Origin of the sequence: Brevundimonas sp. UBA7838, from assembly GCF_002500885.1 — a bacterium.
In the GTDB taxonomy this organism is placed as follows: domain Bacteria; phylum Pseudomonadota; class Alphaproteobacteria; order Caulobacterales; family Caulobacteraceae; genus Brevundimonas; species Brevundimonas vesicularis_C.
On record NZ_DLTK01000125.1, the window covers coordinates 1 to 21740 of the forward strand.

A 21740-nucleotide genomic window follows, 5' to 3' on the forward strand; every position below is an offset into this window, starting at 1 on the left:
CGACGGCGGTCCCGCAGCGCTGCCGGTGGCGGTCGAGGCGCCGCTGCGCAAGGGTCAGCGCGCCTTCCATCCGGGCTTTCCTCAGGGGCGTCCCGGCGAGGTGACATCACGCCTGCTGGGGCGCGAGACGCTGAAGGTCTTCGGGCGCGGCGCGCGCGACGAGCCGGTGCTGTCCTGGGCCGAGGTCGGACGCACCAACGGGCTTGAGGGCACGTTGTCGGGTCTGTCCGGCGCGCCGGCCCTGGATGCGCAGGGCCGCGTCGTGGGCGTCACCATCGCCGAGGCGCCGAGGCGGGGCCGGATCTATACGACGGCGCCCGAAACCTTCGGGCCGGCCATTCGCGGCGAACAGACGCCAGCCGACGATGCGCGCGGCCAGACCATCACGACCGAGGATTACGGCCAGGTAGCCAACCGGCTGAGGCGCGACCTGCGCGTGGCCCAGGTGGTGTGTCTGTCGGTCTAGCGGACGGACATTGCACCCGACGAAAAGGGTGCAATGGCGTGCAATTTGGCGCCAGGAGACGGAAATCGAAGGGATAAATCTGCGCTCGAATTGACCGCGTGCAATTGTCGAGGCCGGTCGGGCCCGACCTTGAGAATCAAGGACTCGGCGTGGGGATCGCGATGTCAAAGATCGGGGATGGATCATATCCCCGTTCGACGCCTGTATGGATGATTGTCGACGGTGTACCGAAAGTCCCTGAAAAGAGACGACTTCGGTCCTGAAAATAGGACGGCTGGCGGCCGATCCCCTCCTTCGCCGCAAGGGAAGGAGGGGGGCGCCGATCCGGCCTTACTTCAGCGAGCCGTTGTTCAGGTTCAGGGCGCCGGCCTCGATGACTTCGAGGTTGGGGTGTTTGGCGCGCAGATCGTCCAGGAACTTGGAGCCGTCGCCGACGATGACCAGGCTGGCGCGGTTGACCGGCAGGTGTTCAGCGAAGGCGGCCTCGACCTGTTCGGGCGTGACGGCGCGGACCCGGCCGGCGTAGTCGGCCAGATCGCTCATCGGCAGATCATAGAGCGCCAGGTTGGCGACCAGGGCGCCCAGGCCGTCCACCGTCTCCAGCGAGCGGCCGAAGCCGCCGATCAGGGTGGCGCGGCGCGGGGCCAGATCGGCCTGGGTCGGGGTCTCGGTTCCCAGCTTGGCGATCTCGGCCAGGATCAGATCGGCGACCTCGTCGGCGGTCTCGTTCTTGGTCTGGGTCGAGGCCGTGAACAGGCCCGCATCCGCCCGCGCGCCCAGCGACGACGAGGCGCCGTAGGACAGACCGCGCTTGATGCGGATTTCCTGGTTCAGGCGCGACGAGAAGCCGCCGCCCAGCAGGGTGTTGCCGACCGTCAGCGGGAAGAAGTCCGCATCGGTGCGAGACACGCCGCGAACGGCGGCGACGACCTCGGCCTTGCGCCGGATCACCCACCGGTCCGTGTTGGACGGCGGCAGGTCGTTGAGGGTCAGGGGCGTGCCAGTCGGTCCGACCACGTATTGTTCGCCTTTGCTATTAAGGCGTCGCTCTTGCAACATGGGCTTATGCCTCTTTCACCAACACCGTAGTGTCATGAAGGTAGGCGTCCCCGACTAAGGTCCGTTTAAGGGTCGTGGTGAAGGAACGGATAACTTCCGCCCCTCCCTGAACGACTCTGTAAACCTTGCTTGCGCGACGATTCATCGAGACTAACGCTTACTTACTCGCCGATCAGCGTTTGATGTTGATCAGCTCGGCCAGCATTTCATCGGCCGTGGTGATGATTTTGGACGAGGCGGAATAGGCGCGCTGGGTGGTGATCAGGCCCGTGAACTCGGCCGACAGATCGACGGTCGAGGACTCCAGCTGCTTGGCCGCGATCTCGCCCGCGCCGCCCGTTCCCGCCGCCTTCAGGTTAAAGGTGCCCGACTGGAGGCTGACGGCATAGGCGTTGCCGGACACTTCACGCAGACTGTCGGGGCTGGGGAAGGTGGCGACCGCGACCTGGGCGATGCGGCGCATGACGCCGTTGTCGAAGATGGCGGTGACGAAGCCGCCTTCGTCGATCTTGATCTCGCTCAGATTGCCGAACGCCGTGCCGTTAGTGACCGTCGACTGGACGACCGAGGCCGTGTTCAGCTGGCTGAGGCCACCGGCCGAGGTGTTGAGGTCCAGCGTGACGGCTTGGGCGGCGATGCCCAGACCGTCAGCCCACGCCACCTGACCGGCCGGCATGGTCAGATTGTTCGGATCGGACTTGCCGAAGTCCAGCGTCGCCATGGTGGGGTCGTCGAACAGACCCGTGCCTGCTGGCCAGGCCTTCATCGTGTCGACGTCCAGGCGACCCGACGGCGTGAAGGCGATCTTGCCGGTCTTGATCTGGCCGTTGGCGTAGGGTGCGCCCGCGATCACGTCGCTGGCCGGCACGGAAACGATTTCCGCATACCAGATGTTCGGTTCGTCGCTCTTCAGGAAGCGGAGTTCCAGGTTGCGCTGGCCGCCCTTGGAGTCCGAAACCGGAATGTTCATCTTGAAGTCGGGCTTCACGCCGACAGGGTTGTCGTCGTCAGCGTTGTACATCGCCATGGAGTTGACCGACGGGTCGTACTTCGTCTTGGCGACGTTTTCGTTGCCCAGGCCGACGTCCGAAAGGTTGAGCGTATAGGCGGGGCCGCTGGCCGGCGTGAACTGGATCTGGGTCGGCGGCGTGCCGATCGCGGTCGCCGAGCCGGCGTTCGCGCCGTTGATGGTCAGTCCAGTGATGGCGCCGGTGGTCGGGTCGAAGGTCGCCGAGGCGTCGACCTTCTGCGAACCGGACTTGATCACCAGATCGTGGCTGTTGGCGCCGGTGCGGGTGTAGCGGACCGACACGTCGTGGGTCACGGCCGGCGTCGCCGTATCGGACACGCCCTTGTAGGATTGGGCGCTGGCGGCCGAGGACGATTCCTGGCTCGAACGCAGGTTGGCGTTGATCTGGACGCGAGTGGTCGGTTCGGCGGTGCCGCCGACCGAGCCGATGTTGATCGAGCGCAGGCGCGACAGATCGGACGGATCGGTCGAGATCTCGCCGTTGGAGTCCACTGGCCAGCCTTGAAGATACAGGCCGGCGCTGTTCTTCAGATAGCCCTGCTTGTCGACGGTGAAGGCGCCGGCGCGGGTGAACAGGCGGGTGTCGGTCGCGCCGACGTTCTCGGCCTGGGTCGTGGTGACGAAGAAGCCCTGACCGTTGACGGCGAGGTCGGTGCTGGAGGTCGTGCGCTGAAGCTGACCTTCCTGGCTGACGTAGGAGCGGGTGTTGGTGGTCACGCCGCCGGCCGAGTAGCTGCCGCCCGATGCGGTCTGGCTGTTGACCAGGGTCTGGAACTCGCTGGCCGTGCGCTTGTAGCCGACGGTATTCACGTTGGCGATGTTCTGGGAGATCGCCGCCAGGGCGGCGGAGTTGGCGGCCAGGCCGGACACGCCTGCCAGCATTGCACTGTTGAGGCTCATGGAAGAACGCTCCTTAAATAGAGGTCATCGGGAAGGCGGCGGATCGCATCATGCGGCCGCCTCCTCGGTGGGGACGTTCGGATTCTCCGTATCGTCGGTATCGTTGGCCGCCTGGGCCTTGATCTCGTTCAGCGAGATCACGGTCGAAAGCGGAAGGATGGAGTCGCCGATCACTAGGTACGGCGCACCGTTGTACATCTCGACGCCGGTGACCCGGCCCTGGATCAGGGCTTGGGCGTCGACCTTGGCGCCGGCAGCGTCGGTAGCGGCGACTTTCAGCGTATAGACGCCGCCGTCCTCGGCCGTGCCGCCGTCCTTCAGCTTGCCGTCCCAGGAGAAGGTGTGCAGGCCGGACTTCTTGTCGGGCGCCGGGCCTTCCCAGACGACGGCGCCCTTGCTGTCCACGACTTGCAATGTGGCCTTGTCGGCGTCGGCGCCCAGTTCGTAGGCCCAGGTGGCCTTGCCGTCGTTGAATTCGGTCGCGGTCCAGGCGGCGGTGACGCTCTTGCCGATGTAGTTGGCGGCGTTGTCCAGCCCGCCTCCGGCCTGTGCGGCCAGCAGGCTGGTCAGCAGGTCGTTGGTCAGCAGTTGCTGCTCCACGCCGGCCATCTGTGTCAGCTGGGCCGTGAACTGGTTAGAGTCCAGCGGCGACAGCGGATCCTGGTTCTTCATCTGGGTGGTCAGCAGGGTCAGGAAGGTCTCGAAGTTCGAGGCCAAGGCCTTGGTGCCGCCGGTGATGCGGCCCGCTGCGGCGGAGGTTGTGACGGCGTCGACCATGGGGTCAGACCTTCAGATCGACGCGGTCAGGCGTCAGGGAATGGTTGATCCAGGCGCCGGGTGCCGGGATGATGGGCATGTCGGCTTGGGCCGCCAGACGAGAGCCGCCGGCGAACAGGGCGTTGCGCTGCTGCTGGCGCTCGAAGGCGCCGCCGCCCGCAGATGGATCGCGTTGCGAGAAGTCGAGCGCGTCGCCCGCGACTTGGAAGCCGGCCTCCTGAAGCTGGCGACGCAGTTCATCGGCGCGACCCTTCAGATCGGCGGCGGCGGCGGGATTGTCGAAGGCCAGACGAGCGGACAACTGGCCGTCCTTGCCGATCTCCAGGCTGACATCGACGCGGCCCAGATCTTCGGGCGTCAGCACCATGTCGAACCGGGTCGAACGGCCTTCGAGCTTGCGGGCCATTTGCGCGGCGAGTTGGGCGGTGGTCTCGACGGTGGCGCGTGACAGGGTGGGCAGGCCCTGAGCATGGCTGGACACGGCAGCCTGTTGAGCAGGCTGCGCATCAGCCGGCGCGGGGCTTGCTGTAGGGGCTTCGGGCGAGGCCGGCTCCGGTGCGGCGACGCCGGCAATCGCGGGCTCGACTGCCTTGGCGGATGGCGACGCCGGCTTGGCGGCGACTTGGATCACGGCGCTGGAAGGCGTGGCGTCTTCGGTCGTCGCTCTTTGAACCGCAGGAACGGCGGTTTCCCCGGTCTGGTCCAGAGCGCCATGGAGATTGCCGCGCAGGGGGGCAGCAACCTGCAGCAAGGTCGGCGGCTTCAATGTGTCGGCCGGGGCAGTCTCTGTCGACTGTTCGGAAGCCGCTTCGGTGAGGGCTGCGACGACGTCGGCGGGGGCTATGGCGGAGGGCTTGGACGTCGTTGCGTTGACGGCGATTTGGACCTGAGCGGCCGGGATCTGAGCGGCCGCCAGGGACTGCGCTATGGGCGAGGGAGCGGCCGGTTTGTCGGTATTGGCGACGGCGGTCTGGATCGTTGTGGCGGTCGCCGGCGTCGCCGCGTCGTTCGCGTGCAGCCCGGCATCAGCCATGACAGTAACGGCAGGCTTTGGACTATCGCTCACCGTCACCGTCTGAGCGGAGGCGGTTGGGGCCTTGTCAGTCCCAACTTCAGCCGCGGTCCTTGTCACGGTTGAAGAAGAAACCGGCGCCTCGGTGGTCAGGATTTCGCTGAGTTCGGACAGAACCGTTTGAGCGGTCGCAGCAGTCAAGGCTTGCCGCGCTTCGACTTCCTGTTCGCCAGGTGATGACGCAGGCTTGCCCGCCATATCCGTTTCAGAACGGCCAGTCGTAGCGACCATCGGCGCGGACGTCGCGGCCTCTGGCGCAACGACTTCGGCTGACGTCAGGTTTTGGCGAGCTTTCGGTTCGACAAGGATTTCCGCCGCACCCTCGGAAACGGCCAGCGAGCCAGCGACGACGATCGATTGAGCGACCGGAACGGCCGGCGTCAGTTGCGCGGCTGTAAACGGCGTTGCGGCGACGAGGTCAGGGGTATCGTCATCATTCGCGGCCGTGTCCGTGCCGATCTGCTGCTTGTCGGCAAGGGAAGGCTGAGCTGCGGAGTCTGCTATCTCGCCCAAGATCGTAGAGACGCTTTCGGTTGTCGGGGCCGGCGTGTCGGTGCCCGGCTCGGCCGTCATGGGCTGGGCCATGATGACGCCCAACGACCGAGCGCCCGTCAGACGGCCGGGCGTCATCCGTTCGACAGGCGCGCCGTGGACGCCCGCATTCAGCGCATCGGCGATCTTGCTGGAGAACAGGCCCGCATCGGCTGACTCTGCGCCCAACGCGGCAGCCGACGTTCCGGTCGAAACCAGAGCGGCAGGCGCGAGCAGGGCGGAAGCGGTGGACATGGAAGCGCGGCGGCTTTCGTAAGGAGCGACGACGGCGCCTGCTGCGCCCAAGAGTTCGCCGCCCTCGACGCAAGGGCCGGGCCAAGAAAATAAGCGAGCAAAAACAATGCAAAGAACAGGGTCGGGGTCGACGGGTCCGCGGCGCGGCGGTCGTTATTGCCGCGCTCTCGCCACTTTTTGCCCGGCTTCGCACGCTGCCGATCAGTGACGCGCGGCATGCCCGCAATCCGATTGGCCCGACCTTTGCGCGTCTTTCCCATCATGACGGCCGCCCGATCAGCGATCCTGTGGAAAAACAACGCTTTATGCGAGCGGGCGCGGCGCGTGGCTGGGCAAGAACTGCGCGTCGCGATGCAGCGGTTGCCGGGTAGGGCGGGGGAGACGCGTCAATGTCGCTGAACTCGATCATGAACATTGCGACCTCAGGGCTGAAGACCGCCCAGTCGCAGTTGCGTGTCACCGCCGACAATATCGCCAACGTCGATACGCCCGGATACATCCGCAAGGTCGCCGATCAGTCGGCCGCCGTCACCAATGGCTATGGTTCGGGTGTCGACGTCACGCGGGTGCGTCTGGCGACAGACCGTTTCCTGCAGGCGGCCAGCCTCAGCGCCGGGGCGGACGCCGCGCGCCAGACCGTGCGCTATGAACTGTACGACCAGATCCAGAACCAGTTCGGCGATCCCAGCAGCGACACCAATTTCTTCGCCCAGGTCGACAAGCTGTTCGCCACCTATGCGACCCTGGCCGAAAGCCCGACGTCCTCGGCCGGGCGTCAGGACACGATCTATAAGACCCAGGCGATCTTCAATCAGGCCGCCGGCATCGCGTCACAGATCCAATCGGCGCGTCAGGAGGCGGACGGCCGGCTGCTGAGCGCGGTCGAGACGGTCAATCCTCTGCTGGAACAGATCGCCAAGCTGAACAAGACCATCGCCGCCGGCACGGTGACGAACGAGGATGTGACGGGCGCCCATAACGCTCAGCTCGGCCTGATCAACGAACTGTCCAAATATATGGATGTGAAGGTCGAGGCCCGCTCCAACGGCGGCGTGACGCTGCGCACCAACACAGGCACGACCCTGGTGGGCGAGGGGGCGGCGACGCTGTCGTACCAGGCGGCCGGCACTGTGGACGCCATGACGGCCTTCTCGGACATCATGATCACCGAGCCCAGCGGCACGCGCTGGCCGCTGTTGGACGGCGTGTCGTCCGGTCAGATCCGGGGTCTGGTCGAGATGCGCGATGTCGATGCGCCGGCGGCCGCCGCGCGCCTGGGTGAGTTGACGGCCAAACTCGCGGACGAACTGAACCGCGCCCATAACGCAAACAGCAGCGTTCCTGCACCGACCACCTTGACGGGGCGCAACACCGGCCAGTCGCTGGAGAACGCCCTGACCGGCTTCACCGGCACGACGACCATCTCGGCGGTCAATGCGTCGGGCGTGGTGCAGGCCTCGGCCCGGATCGTCTTTTCCGGCGGCACGATGACGATCAACGGCGCCGCCGCGGATCCGACCACCTTCCTCAGCGTGCTGAACGCCCAACTGGGCGGCACAGCGACGGCGAGCTTCTCGGACGGCCAACTGCGCCTGGACGGGGCGGGCGGAAACGGTGTGGCCATCGCCGACGACGCGACCTCGCCCAGCACGAAGGGCGGGCGCGGATTTTCGCACTGGTTCGGGCTGAACGACCTGGTCGCCACGACGACGCCGACCTTCTACGAGACGGGCCTAACCCTGACGTCTCAGCATGGGTTCGATCCGGGCGAGAGCCTGACCTTGCGCTTTGCCGGTCCGTCCGGGGCGCGTCTTCGTGACATCACCGTGTCCGTGCCCGCCGGAACGGGAACGATGGGCGAGATGCTGGGCGCGCTGAACGATCCCATCACCGGCGTCGGCCGCTATGGCGCCTTCAGCCTGGATGCGGCGGGCAAGCTGTCCTTCAAAGCCTACGACCCGTCTGCGACGTCGATTAGCGTCGTGAAGGACAATACGACCCAAGATCCGTCCGGCGTTTCAATGTCGCAACTTTTCGGCCTGGGCGCGACCGGGTCGACGCGGGCGGGCGCCTATACGGTGCGCAGCGACATCCAGCAGGACCCCGGAAAGCTGGCCCTAGCGCAACTGAACCTGTCGGCCGCGGCGGGGACGTCGGCGCTGAGCAAGAACGATGGGCGCGGCGGCCTGGCGCTGGGGGATGTGGGCAAGAAGAACGTCGCCTTCGCCGCAGCCGGCGGCAATGCCGGCGGGACCAAGACCCTGTCGTCCTATGCGGCGGACTTTGCCGGCGAGATCGGCGGCAAGGCCTCGGCCGCCAAGACCCGCAGCGAAACGGCAAGCGCCCTGGCCAAGGAGGCGGACAGTCGCCGCACCTCGGCCGAAGGCGTGAACATGGACGAGGAACTGGTCAATATGACAACGTTCCAGCAAGCCTATAACGCCTCTGCGCGCCTGATCCAGGCGAGCAAAGATATGTACGACGTACTGATCGGAATCCTGCAATGACGCGCGTCGCGACCCACGGGAACTACCAGTCGGCTTTGCTTAGCCTGATGAACGCGCAAGGCCGCGCGCAGCAGGCGCAGGAGCGGATCGATAGCGAGAAGATCGCCACCGACATGTCCGGCTATGGCCGGGGCGCCGAACAGCTGACCAGCCTGACGTCGACCCAGGCGCGACTGGAGGGCTTCATCTCCACCGGCGAGGCCGTTAAGGCGCGGCTGAGCGCCCAGGATCTGGCCATGAGCCGCATCTACGAGGGCGGTAATGCTGCGCGCGAGGCCATCGCAAACAGCCTGGCCGCCGGGCGGATCGACAATCTGATGGTCGAGCTCGGTCTGAACTATCAGACTGTGCAGGGGGGACTGAATGCGGAACACCAGGGCTCGTACCTGTTTGCGGGCGGCCAGAGCGACATCGCTCCCGCCACAGCCGCGACCATGGCTGATTTGACGGCGGCGCCGTCTACCGCCGCGACCTTCTCCAACGACACCTTGAAGCAGAAGTCACGCATCGACGAGAAGACCACGGTAGAGACCGGGTTTCTGGCCAGCGAGATCGGCGGGCCGCTGACTGAGGTGTTTCGCAACATTCAGGCCTTCCAGAACGGCACGGCGGTGACCGTCGGCGGCGTGACCTATACGCCAGCCGGCGCGGGCACGCTGACGGGACAGCCCGACGCCAACGTCACCGCGTTTTTGAAGGCGCAGATGGGCGAACTGGACAAGGCGAATGCGGGACTGACGAACCAGACGGCCAAAAACGGTCTGATCCAGAACCACGTCGAGATGGCGCTGGACGCCCAGGAAAATCAGAAGACCGCCCTGCAGAAGATGATGCAGGACAAGTCCGGCTATGATCCGGCTCGGGCGATCACCGATCTCCAGATGGCGCAGGTGGCGATCGAGGCTTCGGCCCAGATCATCAACTCGCTGAAGAGCACGTCGCTGCTCAATCTGCTGCGTTAAGTCGTCGTTTCAAAAAAGAAAACGGCAACGCTGGACCAAATATCGTTCTGGAACGTATCATGAACAATGGCCCGTCTAGATCTGCGTCGAAAACTTTCCGTTCTGGCTGACGCCGCCAAATACGACGCTTCGTGTTCGTCGTCCGGAACGTCGAAACGAAACTCCGTCGGCGGCAAGGGGATCGGCTCGACCGAGGGGATGGGCATCTGCCACGCTTATACACCGGACGGTCGATGCATCAGTCTGCTCAAGATCCTGCTGACCAACTTCTGCATCTACGATTGCGCCTATTGCATCAATCGCGTCTCGTCGAATGTGAAGCGCGCGCGCTTCGATGTTGATGAGGTCGTCGACCTGACGCTCAACTTCTACAAGCGCAACTATATCGAGGGCCTGTTTCTGTCGTCCGGCATCATTCGATCCGGCGATTATACGATGGAGCAACTGGTCCTGGTGGCCAAGACGCTGCGGGAAGTCCACGATTTCCGGGGCTATATTCATCTGAAGCTGATCCCGGAAGCGGATCCGAAGCTGGTGGAAATGGCGGGACTGTACGCCGATCGCCTGTCGGCCAATATCGAACTTCCACGAGACGAGGCGCTGGCACGACTGGCGCCGCAAAAGGATGTTGGGGTCATCAAGAAGGCAATGAGCCAGGTGCGTCTTGGCGTCGAGGCGGCCAAGCCGGCCAAACGTGAAAAGATCAAACCGCCGAAGTTCGCGCCGGGCGGCCAGAGCACCCAGCTGATCATCGGCGCCGACGGCGCGCCGGATACGGAAATCCTGGATCGCAGCGCCTCGCTCTACGGCGGTTACGGCCTGCGCCGCGTCTACTATTCGGCATTCAGCCCGATCCCGGATTCCAGTTCGATCCTGCCGCTGTCCAAGCCGCCGCTGATGCGCGAGCATCGGCTGTATCAGGCTGATTGGCTGATGCGGTTCTACGGCTTCTCCGCGCCGGAGATCGGCGAGGGCGCATCGAACGGCATGCTCGATCTTGCGGTCGACCCCAAACTGGCCTGGGCTTTGAACAAGCGCGAGCAGTTTCCCGTCGATGTGAACCGTGCGCCGCGCGAGATGCTGCTGCGGGTGCCGGGGCTGGGCGTGAAGGCGGTGGACCGGATCGTTGCGGTGCGCCGCTATCGGACCCTGCGGCTGGAGGATGTCGGACGGCTGACGCGATCGGTGGCCAAGATTCGGCCCTTCATCACGGCGCTGGACTGGACGCCAGGCGGACTGACGGATGCGGCGGACCTGAAGGCGCGCGTGACCAGCCGCACGCCCGAGCAGTTGAGCCTGTTCTGATGGCGGTGGCGACGCTGGACGGTGAGACCGACTTCGACGGCTGGCGGAAGGCGGCGCGCGCGTTTCGATTGGCGGGTGTGGAGCCTGCAGCGGCGCGGTTCGTCGTGGCGGGGGCGGTGGAACAGGGCGGGCTGTTCGATCAGCCGATTGTTGAAGAAGTTTCGCCGACGCCGGATGACCGCAGAGCTTTCAACGTACCGAAAGAGTTTGTGGATCTGGCCCAAAACCTGATCCTGCACCGATCCGCCGACCGTTTCGATCTGATGTATCGGCTGCTGTGGCGGCTGAAGGATGAGCCGGACCTGATCAAGGTGATCTCGGACCGGGACGTCGCCGACGCGCTGGAGCGGGTCAAGAACGTCAGCCGCGCCTCGCACAAGATGAAGGCCTTCGTTCGCTTTCGCCAGTTGCATGACGAATTGGGCGAGGCTTGGGTCGCATGGTTCGAGCCGCCGCATCGGGTTCTGGAAAAGACCGCGCCCTTCTTCCAACGGCGGTTCACGACCATGCGCTGGTCGATCCTGACGCCCGATGGCTCGGCCTTCTGGGACGGCGAAGCACTTCGGTTCGGCCCGCCTGCCACCCGCGACATGGCGCCGGCCGAAGACGAGATCGAGGATTTCTGGAAGACCTACTACGCCTCGACCTTCAATCCCGCGCGGCTGAAGGTGAAGACGATGCAGGGCGAGATGGCCAAGTCCTATTGGAAGAACCTGCCGGAAGCCGCGTTGATCCCGGAACTGGTCGCGGCCTCGTCGGTTCGAACCGAGACCATGGTCGCTGCGCCGTTTCCTCAGCCCAATCCACGTTTCGCGCGCGCCGTCGCGCCAGACCTCCATTTGGCGCGTCCCGACGCCGAGGCCGTGCCCGAAAACCTCGACGATGTCGCCAGCGGCGTTCAGGCCTGCCGCCGCTGCCCGCTTTACCGCGACGCGACGCAAGGGGTGTGCGGGGAGGGGCCGAAGTCGGCGCGTCTGATGATCGTCGGCGAACAGCCGGGCGATCAGGAGGATCTGGCAGGCCGCGCCTTCATCGGGCCGGCGGGACAGGTGCTGAACGCAGCCCTGGCCGAGGCCTGCATTGATCGATCCGACGTCTATGTCACCAACGCGGTCAAACACTTCAAACACGAGCCGCGCGGCAAGCGTCGCCTGCACAAGACGCCGAATGCGGGCGAGGTTCAAGCCTGCCGCTGGTGGCTGGACTCGGAGCGAAGGCTGATCAAGCCGCAAGTCGTGCTGGCCCTGGGGGCGACGGCGGGTCTGGCGTTGCTGGGTCGCAAGCCCGCCGTGATGCAGGAACGCGGCGCGCCGATCGACCTGAGCGATGGATCGACCGCCGTACTGACGGTTCACCCCTCCTATCTGCTGCGTCTGCCGGACGAGGCGGCGAAGTCCGAGGCGAGACGGTTGTTCATTGAGGATCTGGCGGCCGTGCAGCGTCGTATGAGGTGACGCGAGAACGAATCCCGTTCGGCCGCGTTTGGCATCAGCGCCAGCGTGACCGTTGGACGTTTCACCGGGGGAGGCGATCTCGACACGGTCGATCGACAAACATCCGCGCGAATGTCATCGCGCGTTGACATCGAATGCCGGCTTGACCATTAGCGCGGCAGAGATTTCGGCTGTCTGTTCAGAGGGTCAGGGGAAAATCGCGATGTCAGACCGGTCTTCAGGGGCGCGATGAACACGGCCGCATACGAAATCGTCGATAGAGATGGCGAGGCCCGTCTGCGCCTGACCGGCGACTGGACGACCACGGCGCTGGGTCGTCTGCCGACGGAACTGAGCCGCGATCTGGAAGGCCGCGATATCGCCAGCATCGACACCTCCGATCTCGGTCGCTTCGATACCGCCGGCGCGCTAGCCTTGGTGCAGGCCTCAAGCGGCCGCCTGTCCAAGAGTCAGTGGAAGGACCGACCCGAGGCCGGTCGTATCTACCACATGATCGAACTTCTGGAGCGCCAAAGCGCCCCGGCGCCGAAACGCCCCAGCGCCTTCGTGCGCACCTTCGCCAAGATCGGCCGTGGCGTTTACGATTTCGGCGGAGAGGCCATGTTGTCGCTGGCCTTCTTGGGTCGGCTGATGGCCGCCGTGGTGGAAGCCGCCAAACATCCCGGCGGCATCCGCTGGCCGGCCTGGGTCAGTCAGGCCGAGCGCGCGGGGCTAGACGCCATTCCGATCGTCATGATCACCAACTTCTTCATCGGCGCGGTCATCGCCTTCATCGGCGTGGATTTGCTGACCGACTTCGGCGCCCAGGTGTTTGCGGTTCAGCTGATCGGCGTCGCCATGTTCCGTGAGTTCGCAGTGGTCATCGCCTCTGTCTTGTTGGCTGGACGTTCGGCTTCGGCCTTTGCGGCCGAGATCGGATCGATGCGGATGAACCAGGAGGTCGACGCCATGCAGGTCATGGGCGTCAATCCATTCCAGGCCCTTGTTATTCCTCGTGTCGCGTCGCTGGTGATCATGCTGCCGCTGCTGACCTTCATGGGCATGATCGGCGGTCTTATCGGGGGTCTGGTCGTGTGCTGGAGCTCGTTGAACCTCGGCCCGTCCTTCTTCTTCCAGCGTCTGGTCGAGGACGGCACCATGGCCCAGCATCTGATGGTGGGGCTGGTGAAGGCGCCCGTCTTCGCCCTGGTGATCGCCGCCATCGGATGCCGTCAGGGCATGGCCGTCGCCGGCGATGTCGAAAGCCTCGGCCGCCGCGTGACGGCCGCCGTGGTGCAGGCCATCTTCGCCATCATCTTCCTGGACGCCGTGTTCGCCCTGGTCTTCCTAGAGCTGAACATATGACCGAGGCGCCAGAAAACCTGATCGAGGTGCGCGGCCTGCTGAGTCAGTTCGGCGAGCGCACCATCCACGAGAACCTCGACCTCGACCTGGTGCGCGGCGAAGTCCTGGGCGTCGTCGGCGGATCGGGCGCGGGCAAGACCGTGCTGCTGAACACCATCATCGGCTTGAAGGAGCCGGAAGGCGGGTCGGTGAAGGTGCTGGGTTACGACCGGGCGAACCTGACCAAGGCTGAGGCGGCCGACATCGAAAAGCGCACCGGCATCCTGTTCCAGCAGGGTGCGCTGTTCTCTTCGCTGAGCGTGCTGGAGAACGTGGCTTCACCTTTGGTCGAACACACCAAACTGCCCAAATCGATCATCTATGAGCTGGCCGAGCTCAAGATCGCCATGGTCGGTTTGAAGCCGGAGCACCACCATCTGAAGCCGGCCGAACTGTCGGGCGGTATGAAGAAGCGGGCCGGGTTGGCGCGCGCGCTCGCGCTGGATCCCGAGCTGGTGTTCCTTGATGAGCCTACGGCGGGCCTGGATCCCATCGGCGCGACCGCGTTCGACGATCTGATCCGGCAACTGGCGGACGACCTGGGTCTGTCCGTCTTCTTGATCACCCACGACCTCGATACGCTCTACGCCATCTGTGACAAGGTGGCGGTGCTGGCGGACAAGCGGGTCGTGGAAAAGGCCACGGTGCAGGAGTTGGAAGGCTCCGACCATCCGTGGATCAAAGAATATTTCCTGGGGCCGCGCGGACGCGCAGCCACCAAGTCTGCCGCCTGAGGAGAGCGGATCATGGAAAGAGACGCACATTACGCCGCCGTCGGCATTGCCACCGTCGCCCTTCTGGCGGCTTTGGCGGTGTTCACAATCTGGCTGGCCCGGCTGCAGTTCAACAGCGACTACGACATGTACGACATCGTCTTCTATGGGCCGGTGAACGGCCTGTCCGAAGGCGGCGAGGTGCATTTCAACGGCATCCGCGTCGGCGAGGTCACCGACCTGAACATCGACACCAAGCGCGGCGATCAGGTGATCGCCCGTGTCCGCGTGGACGGCACGACCCCGGTGCGCGTGACCTCGCGCGCACAGTTGGAGCCGCAAGGCATCACCGGCCTGAACTACATCCAGATCACCGCCGGCTCGCCCAACAGCGCCCTGCTGAAGGATCAGTATCCGGACAATGTCGTGCCCGTGCTGCAAAGCCAGCCGTCGCCGATCGCCGAACTCTTGAGCGGTTCGGGCACGGTGCTGGCCCAGACCGTGGATGCGCTGAACCGGATCAACCGCGTCATGTCCGACGACAATATCCGCAGCTTCTCCACCAGCGTGAAGAACGTCGAAGCCCTGACGACCGAACTGGAAGCCCGCAAGGCCATCTTCCAGCAGCTGGAAGAGGCCGTGACCAACGCCAACGCGGCGGTGAAGGAATACCAGGCCCTGGCCGTCGACACGCGTCAGATCATCAATACGGATGGTCGCCAGGCCATCGCCAACATCAACTCGGCGACGGCGGAGGCCCGTACGGCGATCGCCTCGGCCAACCGTTCGATCACGGGTCTGGAGCGTCCGCTGGGTGACTTTGCGACGACCAGCCTGCCGCAATTGACCGGCACGATTGAAGAGCTGCAAGACGCCACCCGGTCTCTGCAATCCCTGATCGACGACGTCCGCGCCAGCCCGCGCGACTTTATCGGTCGTCCGAAATCCAAAGAGCTGGAGGTGCAGCCGTGATCCTTCGTCCTGTCCTTCGACTGGCGGCGTCCGCCGCTGTCCTGACCGCGCTGAGCGGATGCGCCCTGCTGTCGTCGCCGGACCCGGTCCAGAACTATCGGTTCGGCCTGCCGATGGCCGCGCCGTCGGCGGTGGGCGACACGCCTGCGCCTCTAACGGTCTCGATCCGCCGCATCGAGTTCCCGCAGGCGACCGGCGACGACAAGATCCTGGGCGTCACGGGTCTAGAGACGGCTTATATCGGCGGCGCACGCTGGGTGTCGCCGGCCTCGACCCTGTTCGACGACAGCCTGAAGGCGGCCTTCGCCAACCGCGCCGATCGCATTCGCGTGCTTGGTCGCCGCGAGCCGGGGACGCCGCCGCTGATCCTGCAGGTCACGGTCACGACGTTCGAGGCGCGATACGCCGCGCCGGGCGCCGTGCCGGATGTCGTCGTGACCGCGCGTGCGCAGCTGCGCTCCACCCCGGAACGGCGCGCGGGCGGCGGGACCATTCGTCCCGAGGAAGGGCGCTCGGTCGAGCGGGTGTTCAACGTGACCCAACCCGCCGGCGACAACCGCGTGTCCGCCATCGTTGCAGCCTTCGACACGGCGACCCGCGACATCAACACCCAGATCGCCGACTGGACGATCGCCTCCGCGAACTGAGGCGATCGAACGCATGATGCCGGGACGGCGGCGGTGCGGGACGTAGGCTTGCGGATGCGCTAGGGTGCGGCGCGAATCTGCTCCCGGAGTTGTCATGAGTTTTTCCGCCACCGACGCGGCCTTCGAAGGCTTCCGGGTCGTCCGTCGGCATCCGATTGTCGCGGTCGCCTGGGGCCTGGTCTATCTGGCCGTCTATGTCGCCATGTTCGGCCTGGGCGCAGACAAGTGGGCCAGCCTGATGGCGGCGGGTGAAGCGCTGGAACAGTCGGCCAACCCGTCGATGGCGGAGTTTCAGGCCCTGGGCCAGACCTATGCCGGAGCCTTGATCTGGGCCGCGCCCATCGGCCTGCTGGTCGGCGCGGTGCTGAGCGCGGCTGTGGCGCGCTCGGTCTTGCGGCCGGACGAGTCGTCGTGGGGCTATCTGCGCCTTGGTATGGATGAGGTCCGTGTCCTGGCGGTCAGTCTGATCGTCAGCCTGGCTGTCGGCTTGGCGTCGGGCGTCGGCATGATGGTGGTCGGCGCGGCCATCGGTTTCGGCGCGGCGTCGGGTCAGGCGCTGCTGATCTTGGTCGGCGTGCTGCTGATCTTCGCCGTCTTCGCCCTGATCGTATGGCTGGCGATCAAGTTCAGCCTTGCGGTTCCCATGACGATCGATCGTCGCAAGATCACCATCGTCGAATCGTTCGCCGCCACCAAAGGACATTTCTGGTCGCTGCTGGGCATGGCCGTGATCGCCATCATCATGTCCCTGATCGTCAGTATCTTGGGCATGATCATCGGCGCAGCCGCAGACCTCGCCACCGGCGGCATCCAGACGCTGGCGCGCTTCGACGGCGAGGGATGGGGTCAGATCCTGATGCAGGCCTGGCCGGCGATCCTGGTGTCGTCGATCGTCAACGCCTTCCTCGCCGCGCTGCAACTCGCGGTGCTGTATGCCCCGTTCGCAGCGGCCTGGAATGGGCTTCGAGGCGATCAGTCGACCGACGTCTTTTCCTAACGATCAGGCCGACGCCTTCACCCTTTTCTTTTTGGCCGGAGCATCGACGGACCCGCCCAGGGCCGCCACGCGCGCCTTGCGGCGGTCCTCGTGCCGATCCAGCACCTCCTTGAGGTATTTGCCGGTCCAGCTGGCCTTGTTGTCCGCGACCTGTTCGGGCGTGCCGACCGCGACGATCTCGCCGCCGCCGTCGCCGCCTTCGGGACCGAAGTCGAGCAGATAGTCGGCGACCTTGATGACATCAAGATTGTGCTCGATCACCACGATGGTGTTCCCGGCCTCGACCAGTTCCTGCAGCACCTCGAGCAGCTTGCGCGTATCCTCGAAGTGCAGGCCGGTCGTCGGCTCGTCGAGGATGTAGAGGGTGCGGCCGGTGGCGCGTTTCGACAGCTCCTTGGACAGTTTGACCCGCTGGGCCTCGCCGCCCGACAGGGTGGTCGCCGGCTGGCCGACCTTGACGTAGCCCAGGCCGACCCGTTCCAGCGTCAGCATCTTGTCGCGGATCGGCGGCACGGCCTTGAAGAAGCTGGCGGCCTCCTCGACGGTCATGTCCAACACGTCCGAAATGGACTTGCCCTTGAATACGATCTCCAGCGTCTCGCGGTTGTAGCGTTTGCCCTTGCAGACGTCGCAAGTGACATAGACGTCCGGCAGGAAGTGCATCTCGATCTTGATGACGCCGTCGCCTTGGCAGGCCTCGCAGCGCCCGCCCTTGACGTTGAAGCTGAACCGGCCGGGGCCATAGCCGCGCGCCTTGGATTCCGGCAGGCCGGCGTACCAGTCGCGGATGGGCCCGAAGGCGCCGGTATAGGTCGCCGGGTTCGATCGCGGGGTGCGGCCGATGGGCGACTGGTCGATGTCGATGACCTTGTCGAAATGCTCCAGGCCTTCGATCCGGTCGAAGGGGGCAGGGGCCTCCGATGCATTGTTCAGCCGACGCGCAGCGGCCTTGTACAGGGTCTCGATGGTGAAGGTGGACTTTCCGCCGCCCGAGACGCCGGTGATGCAGGTGAAGACGCCGACCGGGATTTCGCCGGTGACGCTCTTTAGATTGTTGCCGCTGGCGCCGCTGATTTTCAGCATCCGCTTGCGGTTGATGGGGCGACGGCCCTCGGCGGGGATTTCGATCTCGCGCTCGCCAGTCAGGTATTTGCCGGTCAGGGACTTGGGGTTGGCCATGACCTGGGCCGGCGTACCCTCGGCGCACACCTGTCCCCCGTGAACTCCGGCGGCCGGGCCCATGTCGATGACGTAGTCCGCGGTCAGGATGGCTTCTTCGTCATGCTCGACCACGAGAACCGAGTTGCCGAGGTCGCGCAGGCCCTTCAGGCTTTCCAGCAGGCGGGTATTGTCGCGTTGGTGCAGGCCGATGGACGGCTCGTCCAGCACATAGAGGACGCCGGTCAGGCCCGAGCCGATCTGCGACGCCAAGCGGATACGCTGGCTCTCTCCGCCCGACAGGGTGCCGGAGGATCGCGACAGGTTCAGATAGTTCAGGCCGACGTTGTTCAGGAACCGCAGACGGTCGCAGATTTCCTTCAGGATGCGCCGGGCGATCTCCATCTGCTTTTCGGTCAGGTTCTCCTCCAGCGTCGAGAACCACAGATAGGCCTTGGAGATCGACAGGGTGGAGATGTCGGCGATGTCCTCGCCGCCGACCTTGACGGCCAGGGCCTCGGGCTTCAGCCGCTTGCCGTGGCAGGCGTCGCAGGGCGTCTCGGACTGATAGCGCGCCAGTTCCTCGCGCACCCAGGCGCTGTCGGTCTCGCGCCAGCGGCGCTCCAGGTTCGGCAGCACGCCCTCGAACGGCTTGGAGACCTCGTATTTGCGAGCGTTGTCGTCATAGACGAACTTGATCTTCTCCGACCCCGTGCCGTGCAGGATGGCCTTGTGCGCCTGGGCGGGCAGGTCGCGCCACGGCTTGTCCATCGAGAAGCCGTAGTGGAGGCTCAGCGACTGCAGCGTCTGGGTGTAGAGCGGCGACGGCCCACGCGCCCACGGCGCCACGGCGCCCTTGTGCAGGGTCTTGTCGCGGTCCGGGATTACCAGATCGGCATCAAAGGCCAGCTTGACCCCCAGGCCGTCGCAGACCGGGCAGGCGCCGAAGGGGTTGTTGAATGAGAACAGGCGCGGTTCGATCTCGCTGATCGTGAAGCCCGACACCGGGCACGCGAACCGTTCGGAAAACAGGATGGAGCGGGGCGCCGTTTCGCCCTCGGCGGTCGAGGCCCATTCGGCGTTGGCGATGCCGTCGGCCAGACCCAGCGCCGTCTGTAGACTGTCGGCGTAGCGCGCTTCCTGATCCGGCTTGGTGACGATCCGGTCCACGACGATGTCGATGTCGTGCTTGAACTTCTTGTCCAGGGTGGGCGCTTCGTCGATCGGATAAAATTGGCCGTCGATCTTCAGGCGCTGGAAGCCCTGCCGCTGCCACTCGGCGATTTCCTTCTTATACTCGCCCTTGCGGCCGCGAACGACGGGGGCGAGCAGCAGGATGCGCTCACCATCGGGCAGGGCGACCAGCTTGTCGACCATCTGGCTGACGGTCTGGCTCTCGATAGGCAGGCCAGTCGCCGGCGAATAGGGCACCCCGACGCGCGCCCACAGCAGGCGCATATAGTCGTGGATTTCCGTCACCGTACCGACGGTCGAGCGCGGGTTCTTGGACGTGGTCTTCTGCTCGATCGAGATAGCCGGCGACAGGCCTTCGATCAAATCCACGTCCGGCTTGCCCATCAGCTCCAGAAACTGGCGCGCGTAGGCCGACAGGCTCTCGACATAGCGGCGCTGGCCTTCGGCATAGATGGTGTCGAACGCCAGCGAGGATTTGCCCGACCCCGACAGGCCGGTCATCACCACCAGCTGCTCACGCGGAATGTCGAGATCCACGCCCTTGAGATTATGCTCGCGGGCGCCGCGAACGCGGATGAAGTTGTGCTTTTCGGTCATGCTGTCCGGAGAACGCGGAGGAGGGCCGGCGGGTCCGGCGCGACATCGCTATATGGGGACGAATTGCGTGATTGAAGCAAGAACAATGTAGGAACATTTCGGCCGGTGCATCAATCCGGCGTCCACACCTGCGTGGGCCGCACGAAACGCTCGCCCTTGGCCAGAAGCACGCCGCTGGCGTTTGCGACGCCCAGTTCCAGACTGTCGGCGATGCGACGGGCGCGTTCAATGAAGTGGTCGGCGGCGATGGGCGGGCACAGGGCACGCGCAGTTTCGGCGAACAGCTCCAGCCAGCGATCGAAATGCCGCGCATCGATGGGAAGGGGCAGGTGTTTCGGCATCGGCCGGCCCTGATAGACGCCGGTGGACAGGGCGACGGACGACCAGAACAGCTTCATCTGCGCTAAGTGCGGCGCCCAGTCGGTGATCCGGTCCGCGAAAATCGGGCCGATCAGCGCATCGTCGCGGACGCGGGCGTAGAAGCCTTCGACCAAGGCGTCGATCATGGCTTCGTCTATGCCCGTTTCGTCCCGCAGGCGCTGGACGGCGGCCTCGCGCCGCGCGGCGGCGCCGGCGGGGTCTTCGATGCGGACACGGGTTTGCATGACGGCTGGTCTAGCCGTCGCCATCCTATTGGTCGAGGAAGTCGCCGGCGTTGAACGACAGGATGCAGATGGCGTCCGCGCCCGTCGCATCGGTTGAGCAGGAATCGACGCCGTACAGATCTGCCTCGACCTTTGCGGTCGAGCGGAACGTGCGACCGTCACGCTGGAATGTCGATCCGATCTTCTCGCTCCACGGGATCAGGGCCATGGCGAAGGCGGCGGCCGGCGCACCCGTGCAGGTAAACAGGATATATTCTGCGCCGTCCCCGTTGTCCGCGCGACGATAGGCGTCGGCTGCGACAGCCTGCTCCAGGCAGGCGGCATAGAGCCGTGCGTTGGGCGTCGGCGCCTGGGTCGGCACGGCGCTGTAATTCGGGGCAGACGGCGGCCGGTCCGGCGCAGTCGCGCATGCGGCGCAAGCCAGTGTGGAGACGATGGCGAGGGTGATGACGGTCTTCATGATTGTCTCCTCAACGCCAAGCTTCTCACGCGGCCGTGTTCGACGCCAGACTTGCGCATTGCGGGATTACGACCCATCCTCCCTGTTCTGACGCGTTTTGCAGAAGGTTTGACGATCATGATCATCGCATTGGCCACCGGTTCCGCCCTGTCCGCCATGCTGCTCGTGATCCTCAATGCCAATCAGCCCAAGCCGAAACGCATCCCCGTCCGCACTCGCGACACTCGACAAGGTCGCCGCTAGGACGCCGGACGGCGCCACCCTTTTCGACGATCTGAGCCTGACGTTCGGGCCTGAGCGCACCGGCGTCGTCGGTCGCAATGGCGCGGGCAAGAGCACGCTGTTGCGTCTAATTTCGGGCGAAGCTGCGCCGGCTGAGGGGGCTGTCGCGCGAACCGGCACCAGTGGCGTGTTGGATCAGCGGTATGAGCCAATGCCTGATGAGACCGTCGCTCAAACCTTGGGCGTTGGAGCGGCGCTGGCTGTTGTGGCGCGGGTTTTGGCGGGGCAGGGAACGGCTGACGATCTGGCCGAGGCGGACTGGACGCTGGAGACGCGTCTGGACGAGGCCTTAAGAGACGTCGGGCTGCCGGAACTGGATTGTGAACGCCTGACATCCAGTCTCAGCGGGGGCGAGCAGACGCGGTTGCGGCTGGCGGGTTTGAGGCTGGCCCAGCCCGATCTGATCCTGCTGGA

18 protein-coding genes and 2 pseudogenes are annotated in these 21740 nt (G+C 65.2%); 12 read left to right on the forward strand and 8 right to left on the reverse strand.

Annotation, left to right across the window (positions count from 1 at the left end; genetic code table 11):
* Window positions 1-466 (forward strand): annotated as a pseudogene (locus tag B3T77_RS11695) (serine protease); the annotation flags it as partial.
* A 330-nt stretch (window positions 467-796) separates the two neighbouring features.
* Here B3T77_RS11695 and B3T77_RS11700 read toward each other — a convergent pair.
* The 5 genes and pseudogenes from B3T77_RS11700 to B3T77_RS11715 form a co-directional block, all read right to left on the reverse strand.
* Window positions 797-1375: a M16 family metallopeptidase gene (locus B3T77_RS11700; protein WP_414633157.1), complete on the reverse strand. Its 579-nt coding sequence runs from the start codon at window positions 1373-1375 to the stop codon at window positions 797-799.
* Window positions 1376-1525 (reverse strand): annotated as a pseudogene (locus B3T77_RS16380) (DUF1153 domain-containing protein); the annotation flags it as partial.
* 172 nt (window positions 1526-1697) lie between these two features.
* Entirely contained in the window at window positions 1698-3455 is a 1758-nt protein-coding gene (gene flgE, locus B3T77_RS11705; RefSeq protein ID WP_055754753.1) for a flagellar hook protein FlgE, read from the reverse strand.
* A gap of 48 nt (window positions 3456-3503) precedes the next feature.
* The gene (locus B3T77_RS11710; protein WP_153923558.1) at window positions 3504-4232 is read right to left on the reverse strand and encodes a flagellar hook assembly protein FlgD; all 729 of its coding nucleotides are present in this window, start codon (window positions 4230-4232) and stop codon (window positions 3504-3506) included.
* Between the two features lie 4 nt (window positions 4233-4236).
* On the reverse strand, window positions 4237-6090 hold the full coding sequence (locus B3T77_RS11715; protein WP_292079772.1) for a flagellar hook-length control protein FliK: 1854 nt from the start codon (window positions 6088-6090) through the stop codon (window positions 4237-4239).
* A 407-nt stretch (window positions 6091-6497) separates the two neighbouring features.
* On the opposite strand from B3T77_RS11715, the gene flgK reads away from it, so the two are divergent.
* From flgK to B3T77_RS11760, 9 genes are all read left to right on the forward strand, one after another.
* Window positions 6498-8597, forward strand: coding sequence for a flagellar hook-associated protein FlgK (gene flgK / locus B3T77_RS11720; protein WP_292079773.1), 2100 nt, complete (start codon window positions 6498-6500; stop codon window positions 8595-8597).
* Entirely contained in the window at window positions 8594-9559 is a 966-nt protein-coding gene (locus tag B3T77_RS11725; RefSeq protein ID WP_292079774.1) for a flagellin, read from the forward strand. Before flgK ends, B3T77_RS11725 begins: the two co-directional genes overlap by 4 nt.
* Before the next feature lie 66 nt (window positions 9560-9625).
* The gene (locus tag B3T77_RS11730) at window positions 9626-10864 is read left to right on the forward strand and encodes a putative DNA modification/repair radical SAM protein (protein WP_292079775.1); all 1239 of its coding nucleotides are present in this window, start codon (window positions 9626-9628) and stop codon (window positions 10862-10864) included.
* A complete protein-coding gene (locus B3T77_RS11735) occupies window positions 10864-12318 on the forward strand; it encodes a UdgX family uracil-DNA binding protein (RefSeq protein ID WP_292079776.1) in 1455 nt (484 codons plus the stop codon). The genes B3T77_RS11730 and B3T77_RS11735 overlap by 1 nt, the downstream gene beginning before the upstream one ends.
* Window positions 12319-12546: 228 nt before the next feature.
* Complete coding sequence (locus tag B3T77_RS11740) at window positions 12547-13662, forward strand: MlaE family ABC transporter permease (RefSeq protein WP_112861655.1); 1116 nt, start codon at window positions 12547-12549, stop codon at window positions 13660-13662.
* Window positions 13659-14435: an ABC transporter ATP-binding protein gene (locus B3T77_RS11745; protein WP_292079778.1), complete on the forward strand. Its 777-nt coding sequence runs from the start codon at window positions 13659-13661 to the stop codon at window positions 14433-14435. The genes B3T77_RS11740 and B3T77_RS11745 overlap by 4 nt, the downstream gene beginning before the upstream one ends.
* Window positions 14436-14447: 12 nt before the next feature.
* The gene (locus B3T77_RS11750; RefSeq protein WP_045810234.1) at window positions 14448-15386 is read left to right on the forward strand and encodes an MlaD family protein; all 939 of its coding nucleotides are present in this window, start codon (window positions 14448-14450) and stop codon (window positions 15384-15386) included.
* Window positions 15383-16033, forward strand: a complete 651-nt coding sequence (locus tag B3T77_RS11755) for an ABC-type transport auxiliary lipoprotein family protein (protein ID WP_292079779.1) — start codon at window positions 15383-15385, stop codon at window positions 16031-16033. Before B3T77_RS11750 ends, B3T77_RS11755 begins: the two co-directional genes overlap by 4 nt.
* Window positions 16034-16127: 94 nt before the next feature.
* A complete protein-coding gene (locus B3T77_RS11760; RefSeq protein ID WP_292079780.1) occupies window positions 16128-17030 on the forward strand; it encodes a hypothetical protein in 903 nt (300 codons plus the stop codon).
* 3 nt (window positions 17031-17033) lie between these two features.
* Here the strand turns inward: B3T77_RS11760 and uvrA are convergent, their stop codons facing one another.
* The 3 genes from uvrA to B3T77_RS11775 form a co-directional block, all read right to left on the reverse strand.
* Window positions 17034-19979 carry an excinuclease ABC subunit UvrA gene (gene uvrA / locus B3T77_RS11765; RefSeq protein ID WP_292079781.1) on the reverse strand — a complete coding sequence of 982 codons (2946 nt, stop codon included), beginning with the start codon at window positions 19977-19979 and terminating at the stop codon, window positions 17034-17036.
* 110 nt (window positions 19980-20089) lie between these two features.
* Window positions 20090-20584, reverse strand: coding sequence for a group III truncated hemoglobin (locus B3T77_RS11770; protein WP_292079782.1), 495 nt, complete (start codon window positions 20582-20584; stop codon window positions 20090-20092).
* A 25-nt stretch (window positions 20585-20609) separates the two neighbouring features.
* Window positions 20610-21044 (reverse strand): hypothetical protein, encoded by a 435-nt coding sequence (locus tag B3T77_RS11775; protein ID WP_292079783.1) that lies wholly within the window; start codon window positions 21042-21044, stop codon window positions 20610-20612.
* A 117-nt stretch (window positions 21045-21161) separates the two neighbouring features.
* Between B3T77_RS11775 and B3T77_RS11780 the strand changes: the two genes are divergently transcribed.
* Complete coding sequence (locus tag B3T77_RS11780) at window positions 21162-21287, forward strand: hypothetical protein (protein ID WP_292079787.1); 126 nt, start codon at window positions 21162-21164, stop codon at window positions 21285-21287.
* 31 nt (window positions 21288-21318) lie between these two features.
* The coding region (locus B3T77_RS11785) for an ATP-binding cassette domain-containing protein (RefSeq protein ID WP_292079786.1) at window positions 21319-21740 on the forward strand (422 nt) is incomplete at its 3' end.

What these genes read in the sequence shown, in the direction of transcription:
- flgE (WP_055754753.1), bottom strand. Translation starts at nt 3,455, where the DNA reads ATGAGCCTCAACAGTGCAATGCTGGCAGGCGTGTCCGGCCTGGCCGCC.
- B3T77_RS11710 (WP_153923558.1), bottom strand. Translation starts at nt 4,232, where the DNA reads ATGGTCGACGCCGTCACAACCTCCGCCGCAGCGGGCCGCATCACCGGC.
- B3T77_RS11715 (WP_292079772.1), bottom strand. Translation starts at nt 6,090, where the DNA reads ATGTCCACCGCTTCCGCCCTGCTCGCGCCTGCCGCTCTGGTTTCGACC.
- flgK (WP_292079773.1), top strand. Translation starts at nt 6,498, where the DNA reads ATGAACATTGCGACCTCAGGGCTGAAGACCGCCCAGTCGCAGTTGCGT.
- B3T77_RS11725 (WP_292079774.1), top strand. Translation starts at nt 8,594, where the DNA reads ATGACGCGCGTCGCGACCCACGGGAACTACCAGTCGGCTTTGCTTAGC.
- B3T77_RS11730 (WP_292079775.1), top strand. Translation starts at nt 9,626, where the DNA reads ATGGCCCGTCTAGATCTGCGTCGAAAACTTTCCGTTCTGGCTGACGCC.
- B3T77_RS11735 (WP_292079776.1), top strand. Translation starts at nt 10,864, where the DNA reads ATGGCGGTGGCGACGCTGGACGGTGAGACCGACTTCGACGGCTGGCGG.
- B3T77_RS11740 (WP_112861655.1), top strand. Translation starts at nt 12,547, where the DNA reads ATGAACACGGCCGCATACGAAATCGTCGATAGAGATGGCGAGGCCCGT.
- B3T77_RS11745 (WP_292079778.1), top strand. Translation starts at nt 13,659, where the DNA reads ATGACCGAGGCGCCAGAAAACCTGATCGAGGTGCGCGGCCTGCTGAGT.
- B3T77_RS11750 (WP_045810234.1), top strand. Translation starts at nt 14,448, where the DNA reads ATGGAAAGAGACGCACATTACGCCGCCGTCGGCATTGCCACCGTCGCC.
- B3T77_RS11760 (WP_292079780.1), top strand. Translation starts at nt 16,128, where the DNA reads ATGAGTTTTTCCGCCACCGACGCGGCCTTCGAAGGCTTCCGGGTCGTC.
- uvrA (WP_292079781.1), bottom strand. Translation starts at nt 19,979, where the DNA reads ATGACCGAAAAGCACAACTTCATCCGCGTTCGCGGCGCCCGCGAGCAT.
- B3T77_RS11770 (WP_292079782.1), bottom strand. Translation starts at nt 20,584, where the DNA reads ATGCAAACCCGTGTCCGCATCGAAGACCCCGCCGGCGCCGCCGCGCGG.
- B3T77_RS11775 (WP_292079783.1), bottom strand. Translation starts at nt 21,044, where the DNA reads ATGAAGACCGTCATCACCCTCGCCATCGTCTCCACACTGGCTTGCGCC.
- B3T77_RS11780 (WP_292079787.1), top strand. Translation starts at nt 21,162, where the DNA reads ATGATCATCGCATTGGCCACCGGTTCCGCCCTGTCCGCCATGCTGCTC.